The organism is Methylobacter sp. sgz302048 (assembly GCF_052162025.1).
Classification (GTDB): domain Bacteria; phylum Pseudomonadota; class Gammaproteobacteria; order Methylococcales; family Methylomonadaceae; genus Methylobacter.
Genome location: NZ_CP197401.1, coordinates 891,473 through 904,092, shown reverse-complemented (window position 1 = coordinate 904,092; position 12,620 = coordinate 891,473). Strand labels below are relative to the sequence as shown.

The following is a 12,620-nucleotide window of genomic DNA, read 5'->3' as shown; positions in this document are numbered from 1 at the left end:
TCCAAATTATTCGATACGTACTTCATCGGTAGTTGAAATACGCGCCAACCGATCCATCAATACGTTCCAGTTAACCCGCGGATTATAGCCGATTACGTCGATTCGCGGCAGACCGCCGCCTTTAATAAGGTAATAACCCTGCTGCGCCGCCTCCACGCCCATCATCTGGCAGACGCCTTCGTGCAGGTAACAGCCCACGCCGATCTTGTCGTACATAAAGGTTTCAAAAAAACGCAGGAAGCTTCTGGACAGTATATCGGCCGCGCCTCCGCCGCCGATGCTGGCGATATTCCTGACCGCTTTCTGGCTGATCCGGTGCTTGGAATCATCGTCATCGGGCGTCCCTAGCCAAGCGTAAAAACTGACCGGCTTCCAGTTTTCCATGTACAACTGCTGAACATAGCCCGATAATCGCCCGGTAATGCCGCCGAACTCAAACCGCCGCGTCAATTGATCCAGATCCAGGTTATTGATTTCCAGTTCGGCATGAAACCTTGGAAAATCGGTAAACAATCCCGACGATGCCAGATTCGTGACCTTGATTTCCCCGTCAAAAGCCTTGATGTTCAGCTCGCCTCCGAGGCTCAGCGTTTTGTCGCGGTAATCGACGCCCGGAATATGACCGCTGATCGTTCCGGACAACGGCGTCCAGTCCAGCGCGTTTGATAATTGCTCCAGCGACACCTTATCGACATTGCCTTCGAAGTAAACTTCCGGCTCCTCCTGCGGTCTGGCCTGCCATTTGAACGCATTGACGGCGATAATGCCGTCCAAAAAAGGCAAGTTAGTCTTCTCGAGCAGTTCAATAGTTCCCGCCTTGGCCAGAAATGAAAGCCGGGCTGGACCGACAGGCAAAGCCCGTATCTGCAATCGTTGCCAGACCCATTCGGATTTTTTGTGAAAGGCTTCGTCGCTGGACCAGTTGAAGATGCCATCGCCGCCCTGCATCGCCAGGCGTCCCGATTCGTCATCCACATCCAGATCGCTGAAACCAGCCGCCAAACGGGTCAACGCATTCTGTGCGACGGAAAAGTCGGCCTTCATCCGTCCTGCCAGCGATACGCCTTCCAATGCCGTCCCTTCAAACAGGGACTTTAGATAGGCTGCCGACAGTCCCGCCAGATCCTCGCTGGCCAGTGTCATATCGGCTTTTTCGATTCTTACTTTATCGTCATGCCGAACAACCGCGCTCCCCTTTAATGCCGCCGCGCCCGGATGATGATAACTGACCGATTTGATCTCAGCTTGCTGGGTTTTATTGTTCCAGTCGCCCTGCGCATCCAGTGTAATTATTTGCGCCCCTATCGTCAGATAGAGCGGTTCGGCATAAAGGGCACCGCCGCTAGCTTCAGCATGCTGTTGCCATTGCCATCCGTTATCGTCGCGAAACGCCTCCAGTCTGGCCGTCAGATTCAGTTTTTCGGCGGCGAAGCGTGCATCCGCACTCTGCCCCGAAAAATCTTTCAGATTGACCGCCGCATCAATAGTATGGACGACGTCATGCGAACCTGACGCGTCAATTGAAAAACTGATGCGGCCGTCTTTGAATTCAGCCGACGGCAGTTTGATCAATGCCTGCATCAGTTCGGCATCGACCCTGCGGGCGCGGATTTTCAGCCGCCATTGATGGCCTATCTCTTCGCCTTCCACAGCAAATCGCCCTCCGGCCCAGTACAGATTGGCGAGCGAAAAGGCGCTGCGATTTTCCGCAACCCGAAAGGAAAAATCGGCTGCCGGCGACTGCCAGCGTTGCGAGCGGATTTCGGCCTGCCCCTTAGTGCAGACCATGGCCTTGTTGCCCCAGGTAAAAGCGGCGCAGTGGATATTGGCCAGATTCAAATCGTTAAAAGGCTCGGGCAGGACCAGCCTGTCGATGGTCAAGACTAATCGCTGCGGACTTTTAGCCAGTTCCGTCAAGGCGATATGCACCCCCTGCAACTGCCAGCCATTCGCTTCAATGGTTTTGATATTGGCCGAGGCGGCATCTAAAGCATTGGCTGGCGATGCGATTAAAACACAGGCAATCGCCAGAAAGAGCCTCATCTTTAGCAAAGCAAAAAAGGGCGCTCCTCAATCAGCCCGGGAAAACGCCGGTCGACAAGTAGCGATCGCCCCGATCGCAGATAATGACCACAATCACGGCATTTTCGACTTCGGCCGATAACCGCAATGCCGCCGAGACGGCGCCGCCCGATGAAATGCCGGCAAAAATGCCCTCCTCGGCCGCCAGCGCGCGCGTGGTATTTTCAGCCGAAGTCTGATCGACATCGATAATGCGGTCAACGCGCTCAGCCTGGTAAATTTTTGGCAGGTATTCCTTGGGCCAGCGCCGGATGCCGGGAATTTTGGACTCGCCTTCCGGCTGCACGCCGATAATCTGGATAGCTGGATTCTGCTCTTTCAGGTACTTGGCCGTGCCCATGATCGTACCGGTCGTGCCCATGGAACTGACGAAATGCGTGATTTTGCCCTGCGTGTCGCGCCAGATTTCAGGGCCGGTGCCTTCATAATGCGCGCGCGGATTGTCGGGATTGGAAAACTGGTCGAGAATCTTGCCCTTGCCGGCCGCCTCCATTTCCCGCGCCAGATCGATCGCGGCCTCCATGCTGCCGGCCGCCGGCGTCAGAATGATCTCGGCGCCATAGGCTTTCATCGATGCCCGGCGTTCCTCGCTCATATTGTCGGGCATGATCAAGGTCATTTTGTAGCCCTTGATGGCGGCGGCCATAGCCAGGGCGATGCCGGTGTTGCCGCTGGTCGCCTCGATCAACCGGTCGCCGGGCTTGATTTCGCCCCTGGCTTCGGCATGCTTGATCATGCTGAGCGCCGGCCGGTCTTTCACTGATCCGGCAGGATTGTTGCCTTCCAGCTTGACTAGAATGGTATTGCCGGTGGCGCCGGGCAATCGCTGGAGTCTGACTAACGGCGTATTGCCGACAAAGGATTCAATGGTTGGAAAAGTCATGGTTGATATTGTTGGGGTAACAAAGGATGAGCCAATTATCCCATAAAAAAGGGCGACACAGATTCCGTTTTTATTTGCCGATCCCCTACAAAAACTGATAGATTTCCCGCCTGTTTCAACCATTCATCACTTAAAACCTATGAATACCGATGATATCGCCCGCGTAAAATCCTACCTGCTTGGCTTGCAGGACCATATCTGCACGGCCCTGGAAGGCCAGGAGCCCGAAGCCCGGTTTATTGAAGACAATTGGGAACGGCCGGAGGGAGGCGGCGGCAGAACACGCGTGCTCGCGGACGGGCAGGTATTCGAACAGGGCGGCGTCAACTTTTCTCATGTATCGGGCATCAACCTGCCGCCGTCGGCCACGGCAAAGCGCCCTGAATTGGCCGACCGCGAGTTTCAGGCCATGGGCGTGTCGCTGGTCATCCACCCCAAAAATCCGTATGTACCCACCTCGCATGCCAATGTGCGCTTCTTTATTGCCGAAAAACCGGGTGAGCCGACGATCTGGTGGTTCGGCGGCGGCTTTGACTTGACGCCGTTTTATCCGTTCCACGAAGATGTCATGCACTGGCATCAGACGGCACGCGCCGCCTGCCAGCCTTTCGGCGACCAGGTCTATCCTGCTTACAAAAAATGGTGCGACGAGTATTTTTTCCTCAAGCACCGCAACGAAACGCGCGGCGTCGGCGGCCTGTTTTTCGACGACTTGAACGAGTGGGGTTTTGAACGCTGCTTTGCTTTCATGCAAAGCGTCGGCAACCATTATACCGAGGCCTATCTGCCCATCGTGCAGAAACGCAAGGATACGCCTTTCGGCGAGCGGGAACGCGATTTCCAGCTTTACCGCCGGGGTCGCTATGTCGAATTCAACCTGGTCTATGACAGGGGCACACTGTTCGGCCTGCAATCGGGCGGACGGACTGAATCGATTCTGATGTCCATGCCGCCTGTCGCCCACTGGCGCTACAACTGGCAGCCGGAACCCGGCAGTGACGAGGCGCGGCTTTATGAGCAGTACCTGAAGCCGCAGGATTGGCTGGCCGGCAACTGAACTTAAAGAATTGAACGCGGGAAGAACAGAGCCTTCCCGCGCGCTGATCAGCAGGTTTTCAAAACCTGCTTTTCTCGCTGAGCTTATTGCAGCGCGGAAAATGTATAAGTGTAATCATTGTCCTTCATGGGCATGTGGCAGGCAAAGCACTCCTTGGCCTTAGCTTCCTCATGCATGACCAGCTTGTTGCCGTCCCAGTGCGCAAATCCCCAACCGCCGGTAGCAGCATATTTCTTGCTGTCCTTGATCATGGCTTCGGCTGCGGCAAATTCGCCGGGCACGATGGCTTGCGGCCAGTTAGGATGCGTGCGTTCTTTCCATACTACTTTGGCTAAAACCGTACCGTCAGGCCAAGGTTTGGTCTGCCCTTTGCCCGCGGCTTCTATCGCTTTATCATTGCCTAAAATAGCGCGCAGGGTTTGTTTATCGGTCCGATGGGAAACCGACAGCAAGCGCCAGTCTTTATATTCGCCGTGTGCTGGCTTGGTGGCCGCCGGCGCTGTTTTGGTTTCCGCCGTTGTGGTCGCCGATAGCGCCAACAGCACCACAGCAAGAGAGAATCTCAATTTAAGATTCTGCATTTTTTTCATATCAACTCTCCATTTCGGGATTTTTTACAAATTGCGGCTTTGCTGTTGCTCTTCTTGAATTCGGATCAAAAGGACGTCTCCAGCATAAACTCAACCGCAAATTTATATCAGAAAACTCCCGGCTTACCTACCGTTTCATCAACTGCTTTTAAAATAGCCAGACATTCATAGCGCCAATTTTATCGATAGGTATCAGATGAACTGGGACGGGTTTAAAAATACCGCCAGCATGACGGTTATTTGAATTCAGCTGTAGGGGCAAACTCATTCGACCCGGGACAAATGCCCATGCAGTGCGAATGAATTCGCACCTGCGTGCATAACTGTTCAGGCGACAAGCAGGATAAAAACAGTCCTTGCTAAACATCAGTCAATAACATAAAAAACGGAGCCCGAAGGCTCCGTTTTTTACTAATCTTCCGCTGCGACGGTAATTTTTTTCGGCTGGATCGCTTCACGCTTTGGAATTACGATTTCAAGCACCCCATGCCTTGATCTGGCGCTAATGCCTTCGGCGTTAGCCGTATCAGGCAAACTGAACCGTCGATAAAAAGAGCCATAGGTCCGTTCCACTCGCTTATAATTTTCACGTTGGGCCTTGGCTTCGGTTTTCTTCTCGCCTTTAATGGTCAATACGCCCTCTTCCATGCTCAGATCGATATCTTCCGGTTTTACGCCAGGCAGGTCGGCCAGCAGCACATATCTATCGCTTTCCTCTTTGATATCGACCGCAGGCGCCCACTCAGCCGTGGCGATTGAACCCTCGCCGCCGGCAGTTCCTTCATACGCCCGTTCCAGCTCTTTTTGCAATTGATTCAGTAAACTCCAAGGTTCATAACGAGTAATAGCCATAATCATCTCCAAATAGATTCAAATTACCAATAACACGTCGAAAAACCGTTTCAATTCGGCATTCGCTGATAATATGAGGCGGCTTGGCAATTTTTCAAGCCGTATGGACGCTGAATTTTTTAGGCCTGCTACAATACCGCAAAACAACGCGCAAGACTCCTGATAAGCATTAGTCCACGAACTTTGGATGCTCCGTTACATATCCAACGGACTTCTTACTCCACGCCCGCCCTTGTTCAGGACATGGGTATAAATCATCGTCGTCTGCACATCCTTATGCCCAAGCAGTTCTTGCACCGTGCGAATGTCATAGCCGGAATCGAGCAAATGCGTCGCGAACGAGTGACGTAGCGTATGCGGTGTGGCCAGCTTTGCTATTCCACTGGCCTGCACCGCCTTTTTCATCGCCCGCTGCAGCAATTTTTCATCAATATGATGCCGACGCTCGACGCCGCTACGCGGATCAAGAGAGAAACTGCCAGAAGGAAAAACATACTGCCAGGCCCACTCATTCGACGCATTGGGGTATTTGCGTTCCAGTGCATCCGGCAAATAAACCGATGCCCTGCCCAGCCGGGTATCGTCATCGAACAAGGCGCGACGCTGTTGTAAATGCGCTTGCAGAAAAGCCTTCAGCGACTCCGGCAACATCGTTACCCGATCCTTGGCGCCCTTGCCGTCGCGGATCAATATCTCGCCGCGTTCAAAATCCACATCCTTCACCCGGAGACGCACGCATTCCATCAAGCGCATGCCCGTACCGTACAGAAGATTTGCCATCAAACCATGGATTCCGCGCATCCGCACCAATGCGGCTCTCACCTCGGTACGCGTCAATACATTCGGCAAACGTTGCGGCTGCTTGGCGCGCACGACGTTATTCAGCCACGGCAAATCGATTAACAACACTTCTTTATACAAAAATAGTAAAGCGGATAACGCCTGATTTTGCGTTGAAGCCGATACTTTTCCTTCTACCGCCAAATGCGTTAAAAAAGCTTCCACCTCCGCCACGCCCATCTCTTGTGGATGACGCTTCCCGTGAAACAGAATAAAACGCTTAATCCACTGCACATATTGCTTTTCGGTACGAATGCTATAGTGCTTGACACGGATACGCTCGCGGACTTGATCAAGGAGTTTTGGCGGTGCTTTTTCAGTTTGCATAAAAAGGTTGATATCAATATAGTGATGACTATAAAATCATGCCTAACGGATTGCAAGAGTGGCATTATACACCTGTGATTTCAATTTTATATACACCTGAGAAGGTGTCTACTTATAGTTAGGCACTACGCAGCGCGTTGATCGTTTCGCGCGTGTCGTTGTCGTACAGCAGCACATGGGCCCCCTCGTCAGGGTCCATCAAAGTGCAGTTGTACTCACGCAGGATTGCTTGTATTTCTTCGCGGCATTTCTCAATGTCACGTTTTTCGTTTTCCGGTTTTTTCATTTCGTTCTCCTATTAAGTGCCGTGCCTAACCCGTCATTCCAGCCGACGCCTACCGGCGCGGCTGAATTCATGCGTTATGCATCTTGAGGGAAATACTTTAAATGTCCGCAGAAAAACCAAAGAGCGCAAAATTTCCTGATCTTCCTTCAACAAAGGACTTTTGCCTTAGCGTGCCGCTTTACGAGCAGTTTGAATACGAAAACGAAAGGGATAATCCTTTTTTTGCGCTAGAGCAGTTTGAAGGAACTTTGGATTTCCATTGTCCTGAGTGCGGCCAACACAGCGTTTTTACAGTGCGAAAAAACAACTACTCCACAAACTCGCACTACACCAATTACATCTTCACTCTGGCGTTTAACTGCTCACGAAAAAAATCGCATCAAGCTCTTTTTGTATTTAGGGCACATGAAGGCATTCTTCAGAAAATTGGACAGATGCCATCCCTTGCCGAACTCGCCTTACCCGATCTTCGCAAGTATCGCCAAGTGCTTGGACAAGAAAGGTTCAAAGAGTTGACTCGTGCAATCGGCTTAACCACGCATGGAGTTGGTGTCGGTGCTTTTGTCTACCTTCGCCGCATCTTCGAATCGCTTATTGAAGGCGCTCACGTAGCAGCGTCGAAGGACGCAGGCTGGGACGATGACACTTATAGCCGGGCACGTATGGACGAAAAGATTAGCCTCCTCAAATATCACTTGCCAGAATTTCTAGTTCAAAACCGGAGCCTCTATAGCATTCTAAGTGTTGGCGTTCATACTCTTTCAGAGGCAGATTGTCTGGCTGCGTTCCCTGCAGTACGCCTCGCAATTGAGCTGATTCTCGACGATCTTCTTGAGCAGCAAGAAAGACAGGATAAGCTCAAGTCGGCAGCCAAATCACTAGAGGCTCTTAAAGCGTCAGGAGGGAGGGCAGATGCATAACATGGCGCTCAACCGGAGCGCGGTTACAATGCGGTTTTATTTTTCAGCTTTCCGTGCCGCGCCCGGTTAGCTTTACGTTGATCAACATACCCGACAGATTGGTTGCATTTCTGGATTTTTGACTCAGCGCTGAAAAAATGCTATTAAAACCGCCTTGCTGTTGTCGCATAACAACGTTAATGACGAACAACAGCAAGGCGGTTTTAGCCAGATAAAAGATTTCACCGCTGAGTTCAACGCCAATGCACCACTTGAAAATGCCGTCATGTATGTCGTTCAACGCTTCATTCAAAGGTACAAGTCAGGGGAAAACTCATCTCATGATTCAACATCATTTGGCCTGACTTGACCTTTAATTCAAACGTTAGGTACATGGAAACTATCACTTACGCCATAAGGTGCGATGAGGGGCAGCCCCTTTCGAGTCTTTTTTCAACTGACGAAAAAGGTCATCTGGCCTTTGGAATTGCAGGTTGGAGCAAAGAACCTGCTGCAGGACATCAGTTGCTGATCGAAGAGGTTGAGTTTAGGGGATACATCATGGAAGGCTTCATTAGGTTCTTTGTTTCGGCCGAAGAAACTCCTGGTGGCCTGCGGTTGGTAATTCGAAAAAACGGCAGTAATCGAGATGCTCACCTTGATTGGTTTGTCGAAAGAAGCTTGGATGCGCTGGGCTGCACGTACGAAAAGAAGTGCCTAACAACGCCATGAACGCGGGCAGCCAAAAGTGCCGCTCCTTCGTCGCGTCACTTTTGGCTGCCGGTTATGACGAGCGTTAGGTACAAAATGAACTTGGATGAAATGTCATGTCGGTAAGGATTGATAAGAGTAAATGGTCAAATTCAAGCAGAATATCATCTGAGTACACTGGTCAGTTCAAGAATGACGACTTCTATGCTGAATCCATTGGGTACCGGTGCCACAAATGCTTTCAGGCGTTTAGTTTTACCCCTGAAGAACAAAAATATGCTTATGAAGTAGACAAAAAGATAATTCATTATGTCCCGTCTCTTTGCCCGAAGTGTAAAGCGACATATGAGGCATTAAGCCACCAAATTAATAATTACCAGGACACATGGAATATGAACCGCGACCAGATGAGGTCGGACAGGAGCTTCCTAGAGGAATGGCTTCGCGCCGTTAGAGAAAAGAATTCATATGGAAAGCGAATAGATAAAGATAGGGAAAGAATGCTATCTAAACTCCTTCGTGAGCTACCGTATGATTAGTTCAACACCTAACCCGGCGCTCCACCCGACCAAAAACCTCTATGCGGTTTTCGTCGGGTGAGCTGGGCGTTATGTAGCAAAACCACTGGAGACTCTCTGACGATGTACAACCTTTTCGTCTCAGGACGCGATGAAGCATGGGAAGGCGAACCATATTTGCTTGAAATTGATCGGTGTGTCCGGGAATACACCGATAATGAACTCACAGTTCGTTTCGGCAATTTGGATGCCGTAAACGTTAACGAACTTCGCCGTCTACCCTGCATCTTCGCCTATGAATCTGGCTGCAGAAAAGATCCGAAGTTTGGCGTCCTTCGTAATGTCGCGATTCGCCAACAGGTGGCGAAAATCGAATACGATATAATTGTTTTGGACCAGTTCTTAACTGAAGCCGACCTGCGCGAAGATGGCCTTGCTTTCGATCTCGACATTTCTAAATGGGAAATGAATCGAACACATTGGGCCGTTAAAGATGTCAATCTTGCAAAAGAACTGCATGTTAGGGGAATCGTTCTTCCACATTGGGCTCGCAGCGCAACTAAGGCTGTTGACATTACAAAACATACATTTGATGTCGCTTTGTCTTTTCCCGGAGAAACCCGCGACTACGTTGAACCTGTTGCAGCGGAATTAGAACGAATAATTGGACCAAACTCATACTTCTACGACAATAATTACGTTTCACAACTTGCTCGACCATCTCTCGATAGCCTTCTCCAAGATATCTATCGCAACCGTTCTAAGTTGGTTGTCGTTTTTTTGTGTAGCGACTACCAAGAAAAGGAATGGTGCGGGATCGAATTCCGTGCGATCAAAGAAATCATGATGGAACGTGAACATGGAAAGGTCATGTTCGTAAAAATGGATGACGGTCAAGTTGACGGTGTGTTCAAGACAGATGGCTACATTGATGGTCGAAAATTCAGTCCCGCTGACGTCGCCCGGTTTATTCAAGAACGGGTTGATTTACTTCAAAACGAAACGTAATTGGTAAAAGATGCAACATAACAACCGCATTAACTCCGACCTTCGCCGCGATGCGGCTCAGTCGGGTTATGCGGAGCGTTATGTGGTTCCTGCGACTCAGTGTAGATAAATTTCTTTGGAGAATTATTAATGTTTGATTTTGTTTTTGGTGGAAAACGTAAAATGGAACTAATTCGCGAACTTCTTGAGCAAAGGATGAAAGAGGAGGGTTTCGACGACATGGATTCAAGGCTGCGAGTCAAAGAGCTAGGGAAGTTCCAGCTACTAGGCACACCAGAAGGCGGAATAGTCACTATTGTTGAAACCGTGATAAAGAGCCAAAAACAAGGAGCCTTGCTGGCTTCAATACTTTCATCGATAGAAAATCATCGAAAAGCTTTAGGCCACGACCCACATGAATTTGCCGAGATCATAAATATGGCAAGCGGCCCCCAAGCCGGCGCTTCAGTTGGAGCGTACTGTTTTTACCGACTCAATATCGAGCATCCGGGAAGAGTATCCGTCGAACAATGTATGAGAGCACTGGATCAATCCGCTCAGGAAATCGCGACCTGGTAGCCGGTTCGCGATGTGCGCAATGTGTTCTCACAAAGCAATCTTAACTTCGCGCGGACGGTCACATAACATGGCGCTCAACCGGAGCGCGGTTACAATGCGGTTTTATTTTTCAGCTTTCCGGGCCGCGCCCGGTTAGCTTTACGTTATGCGTCAAAAGATTCATAGAGAGTTTGATAAGGCAGAGGATAGAAAATGGAAAGAAAAGCGCAGTGCTCATGTGGCAATTTACAAATAAATTTGAGTGGTAATCCTAAAATGGTTGTCGCTTGTAATTGTTTAAATTGTCAAAAGAGAACGGGGTCTGTCTTTGGAGTTAGCGCATATTTTGGTAATGATCAAATAATATCTACCAGTGGTGACAAAAATATTTTTACTGAAACTAACGATGAAGGTAGGAAAATAATAAGAGTGTTTTGTCCTAATTGCGGTACTACTGTTCATTGGGAGGCCGAGTTTATGCCAAGCGCAGTTGGTGTTGCAGTGGGCTGCTTTGAAGATCCAAAATTTCCTGAGCCTGTGGCAGCTGCATGGAATAGGTCAAAACATGAATGGGTAAGCTTTCCAGAACATTGGCGTAAATCGGATACACAAAAATTTTAGTAAAAGCGCATAATCGGGTAACCGGAGGTAACTAGCCCCCAGTCCCCACACCACCCTGCATGCGGCTCCGCACAGGGCGGTTCATCAACCGTAATGAAATGCAATCCAGCCCTCCCGTAGCGAGAACAGGCCTTGTTGTTTCAGATATTTCAATCCCAAACCCATATTGATTCCCGGAGATTTTGAGCTACGCCAATAGCTTTTACTGGATAAGCCACAACTAATGGCTGCCCGCTTCGGTACGCCCAAGTTGATCAGATTGCGTATTTTGGTACGCGGCTTTCGCCATTGCTTCCAGTAGCACATTCTGATCCTACGCCGTATCCAGTTATCAAGATCAACACATTGCTGGTATTGGTCACCAATGCCGTAATAGTTAATCCATCCACGCAGATACACACTCAATCTCTGTATTTTCGCTGTCATGGAAACACCCCAGGTCCGGTTGGTCAGTTCGCGCACACGGTGCTTGAATTTCTCAACGCTCTTGGGATGCCAGCGAATATACTTGCCTCGGAAGCTAAATCCCAGGAATTTACATTGGGCACTTTTCACCACCTGACTTTTCTCAGTATTGACCTTTAATTTCAAGTCAGTTTCGATAAAGTGGGTGAGGCTCTTCAATACCCGCTCACCCGCACGCTGACTTTTCACCATGATGATGAGGTCATCGGCATAGCGGGCAAAACAGTGGCCGCGCTTTTCAAGCTCCTTATCCAGTGGATCAAGCATCACATTGGACAGGAGCGGCGAAAGTGGACCACCTTGCGGCACACCTTCATGACAGGGTAGTAGGTTGCTGCCATCCATAATGCCGGCTCGAAGATAGCGGCCAACCAATTGCAGCAAGCCTTTATCCCGGACTCGCCGCCCCAATAGCGTCATCAGCAAATCGTGATTGACCCGGTCGAAGAATTTAGACAGATCAATATCGACAGCAATCCGGCGCTTTTGTTGACAGTATTCCTGCACCTGCCTGACCGCATCATGCGCTGAGCGGTTTGGCCTGAAGCCATGACTGTGCTCAGAAAACGTGGCATCAAACTGAGGCGACAAGACTTGCACAATGGCTTGCTGAATCACGCGATCCAGCACGGTCGGGATGCCCAACAAGCGATCTGTGCCGTCATCCTTTGGAATACGCACCCGCTTGACGGGCTGGGGATAATAGTCACCCTTGATCAGTTGCTCCCGGAGGGTTCGCCATTGCGGGCGAATCCAGTCGCTAAACTGTTCGATGCTGATGCCATCAATCCCCGCAGCACCTTTATTCTGACGGACTTGTTGCCAGGCCAACCGGATATTGGGGATTGAAAGTACCTGATGCAACAGGTTTGTATTCAAGGCTGGGTTTTCGTCGGGACGCTGGTCTGCATCTTCCCGTGTCGGGGAATGAGATGGTTCCAAGT

Annotated in this window: 15 protein-coding genes; 7 read left to right on the top strand and 8 right to left on the bottom strand. The window is 50.2% G+C overall.

Translation table 11 applies throughout. The features are described from left to right. Positions 1-6: 6 nt before the first annotated feature. Both ACTNE6_RS04460 and cysM read right to left on the bottom strand, forming a co-directional pair. Positions 7-2,043 carry a C4-dicarboxylate ABC transporter gene (locus ACTNE6_RS04460; RefSeq protein ID WP_442498744.1) on the bottom strand — a complete coding sequence of 679 codons (2,037 nt, stop codon included), beginning with the start codon at positions 2,041-2,043 and terminating at the stop codon, positions 7-9. Positions 2,044-2,074: 31 nt separating this feature from the next. Next, a complete protein-coding gene (cysM, locus tag ACTNE6_RS04455) occupies positions 2,075-2,965 on the bottom strand; it encodes a cysteine synthase CysM (protein ID WP_194969095.1) in 891 nt (296 codons plus the stop codon). A gap of 139 nt (positions 2,966-3,104) precedes the next feature. Here cysM and hemF point away from each other — a divergent pair, with 139 nt between their 5' ends. Continuing rightward, on the top strand, positions 3,105-4,022 hold the full coding sequence (gene hemF, locus ACTNE6_RS04450) for an oxygen-dependent coproporphyrinogen oxidase (protein WP_442498743.1): 918 nt from the start codon (positions 3,105-3,107) through the stop codon (positions 4,020-4,022). A gap of 83 nt (positions 4,023-4,105) precedes the next feature. Here the strand turns inward: hemF and ACTNE6_RS04445 are convergent, their stop codons facing one another. From ACTNE6_RS04445 to ACTNE6_RS04430, 4 genes are all read right to left on the bottom strand, one after another. Beyond that, the gene (locus tag ACTNE6_RS04445; RefSeq protein WP_442498742.1) at positions 4,106-4,612 is read right to left on the bottom strand and encodes a cytochrome P460 family protein; all 507 of its coding nucleotides are present in this window, start codon (positions 4,610-4,612) and stop codon (positions 4,106-4,108) included. Between the two features lie 411 nt (positions 4,613-5,023). Beyond that, positions 5,024-5,464: an Hsp20/alpha crystallin family protein gene (locus ACTNE6_RS04440; protein ID WP_442498741.1), complete on the bottom strand. Its 441-nt coding sequence runs from the start codon at positions 5,462-5,464 to the stop codon at positions 5,024-5,026. A gap of 195 nt (positions 5,465-5,659) precedes the next feature. After that, positions 5,660-6,631: an integron integrase gene (locus tag ACTNE6_RS04435; RefSeq protein ID WP_442498740.1), complete on the bottom strand. Its 972-nt coding sequence runs from the start codon at positions 6,629-6,631 to the stop codon at positions 5,660-5,662. A 118-nt stretch (positions 6,632-6,749) separates the two neighbouring features. After that, on the bottom strand, positions 6,750-6,917 hold the full coding sequence (locus ACTNE6_RS04430) for a hypothetical protein (protein WP_442498739.1): 168 nt from the start codon (positions 6,915-6,917) through the stop codon (positions 6,750-6,752). A 101-nt stretch (positions 6,918-7,018) separates the two neighbouring features. Here ACTNE6_RS04430 and ACTNE6_RS04425 point away from each other — a divergent pair, with 101 nt between their 5' ends. Continuing rightward, the gene (locus tag ACTNE6_RS04425; protein ID WP_442498738.1) at positions 7,019-7,837 is read left to right on the top strand and encodes a hypothetical protein; all 819 of its coding nucleotides are present in this window, start codon (positions 7,019-7,021) and stop codon (positions 7,835-7,837) included. Between the two features lie 43 nt (positions 7,838-7,880). Here the strand turns inward: ACTNE6_RS04425 and ACTNE6_RS04420 are convergent, their stop codons facing one another. Then, the gene (locus tag ACTNE6_RS04420; protein WP_442498737.1) at positions 7,881-8,117 is read right to left on the bottom strand and encodes a hypothetical protein; all 237 of its coding nucleotides are present in this window, start codon (positions 8,115-8,117) and stop codon (positions 7,881-7,883) included. A 92-nt stretch (positions 8,118-8,209) separates the two neighbouring features. Here ACTNE6_RS04420 and ACTNE6_RS04415 point away from each other — a divergent pair, with 92 nt between their 5' ends. The 5 genes from ACTNE6_RS04415 to ACTNE6_RS04395 all read left to right on the top strand — a co-directional run bounded on the left by ACTNE6_RS04415 (position 8,210) and on the right by ACTNE6_RS04395 (position 11,211). Beyond that, positions 8,210-8,548 (top strand): hypothetical protein, encoded by a 339-nt coding sequence (locus ACTNE6_RS04415; RefSeq protein WP_442498736.1) that lies wholly within the window; start codon positions 8,210-8,212, stop codon positions 8,546-8,548. Between the two features lie 95 nt (positions 8,549-8,643). Next, on the top strand, positions 8,644-9,066 hold the full coding sequence (locus ACTNE6_RS04410) for a zinc-ribbon domain containing protein (protein WP_442498735.1): 423 nt from the start codon (positions 8,644-8,646) through the stop codon (positions 9,064-9,066). Positions 9,067-9,168: 102 nt separating this feature from the next. Further along, positions 9,169-10,053: a toll/interleukin-1 receptor domain-containing protein gene (locus ACTNE6_RS04405; RefSeq protein WP_442498734.1), complete on the top strand. Its 885-nt coding sequence runs from the start codon at positions 9,169-9,171 to the stop codon at positions 10,051-10,053. A gap of 129 nt (positions 10,054-10,182) precedes the next feature. Next, on the top strand, positions 10,183-10,611 hold the full coding sequence (locus ACTNE6_RS04400; protein ID WP_442498733.1) for a hypothetical protein: 429 nt from the start codon (positions 10,183-10,185) through the stop codon (positions 10,609-10,611). A 192-nt stretch (positions 10,612-10,803) separates the two neighbouring features. After that, positions 10,804-11,211: a GFA family protein gene (locus tag ACTNE6_RS04395; RefSeq protein WP_442498732.1), complete on the top strand. Its 408-nt coding sequence runs from the start codon at positions 10,804-10,806 to the stop codon at positions 11,209-11,211. A gap of 84 nt (positions 11,212-11,295) precedes the next feature. Here the strand turns inward: ACTNE6_RS04395 and ltrA are convergent, their stop codons facing one another. Further along, complete coding sequence (gene ltrA, locus ACTNE6_RS04390) at positions 11,296-12,618, bottom strand: group II intron reverse transcriptase/maturase (protein WP_442498731.1); 1,323 nt, start codon at positions 12,616-12,618, stop codon at positions 11,296-11,298. Between the last annotated feature and the right edge of the window lie 2 nt (positions 12,619-12,620).

Bases quoted from the DNA above. Each gene is read 5' to 3' on its own strand.
- ACTNE6_RS04460 (WP_442498744.1), bottom strand. From the start codon at position 2,043: ATGAGGCTCTTTCTGGCGATTGCCTGTGTTTTAATCGCATCGCCAGCC.
- cysM (WP_194969095.1), bottom strand. From the start codon at position 2,965: ATGACTTTTCCAACCATTGAATCCTTTGTCGGCAATACGCCGTTAGTC.
- hemF (WP_442498743.1), top strand. From the start codon at position 3,105: ATGAATACCGATGATATCGCCCGCGTAAAATCCTACCTGCTTGGCTTG.
- ACTNE6_RS04445 (WP_442498742.1), bottom strand. From the start codon at position 4,612: ATGAAAAAAATGCAGAATCTTAAATTGAGATTCTCTCTTGCTGTGGTG.
- ACTNE6_RS04440 (WP_442498741.1), bottom strand. From the start codon at position 5,464: ATGGCTATTACTCGTTATGAACCTTGGAGTTTACTGAATCAATTGCAA.
- ACTNE6_RS04435 (WP_442498740.1), bottom strand. From the start codon at position 6,631: ATGCAAACTGAAAAAGCACCGCCAAAACTCCTTGATCAAGTCCGCGAG.
- ACTNE6_RS04430 (WP_442498739.1), bottom strand. From the start codon at position 6,917: ATGAAAAAACCGGAAAACGAAAAACGTGACATTGAGAAATGCCGCGAA.
- ACTNE6_RS04425 (WP_442498738.1), top strand. From the start codon at position 7,019: ATGTCCGCAGAAAAACCAAAGAGCGCAAAATTTCCTGATCTTCCTTCA.
- ACTNE6_RS04415 (WP_442498736.1), top strand. From the start codon at position 8,210: ATGGAAACTATCACTTACGCCATAAGGTGCGATGAGGGGCAGCCCCTT.
- ACTNE6_RS04410 (WP_442498735.1), top strand. From the start codon at position 8,644: ATGTCGGTAAGGATTGATAAGAGTAAATGGTCAAATTCAAGCAGAATA.
- ACTNE6_RS04405 (WP_442498734.1), top strand. From the start codon at position 9,169: ATGTACAACCTTTTCGTCTCAGGACGCGATGAAGCATGGGAAGGCGAA.
- ACTNE6_RS04400 (WP_442498733.1), top strand. From the start codon at position 10,183: ATGTTTGATTTTGTTTTTGGTGGAAAACGTAAAATGGAACTAATTCGC.
- ACTNE6_RS04395 (WP_442498732.1), top strand. From the start codon at position 10,804: ATGGAAAGAAAAGCGCAGTGCTCATGTGGCAATTTACAAATAAATTTG.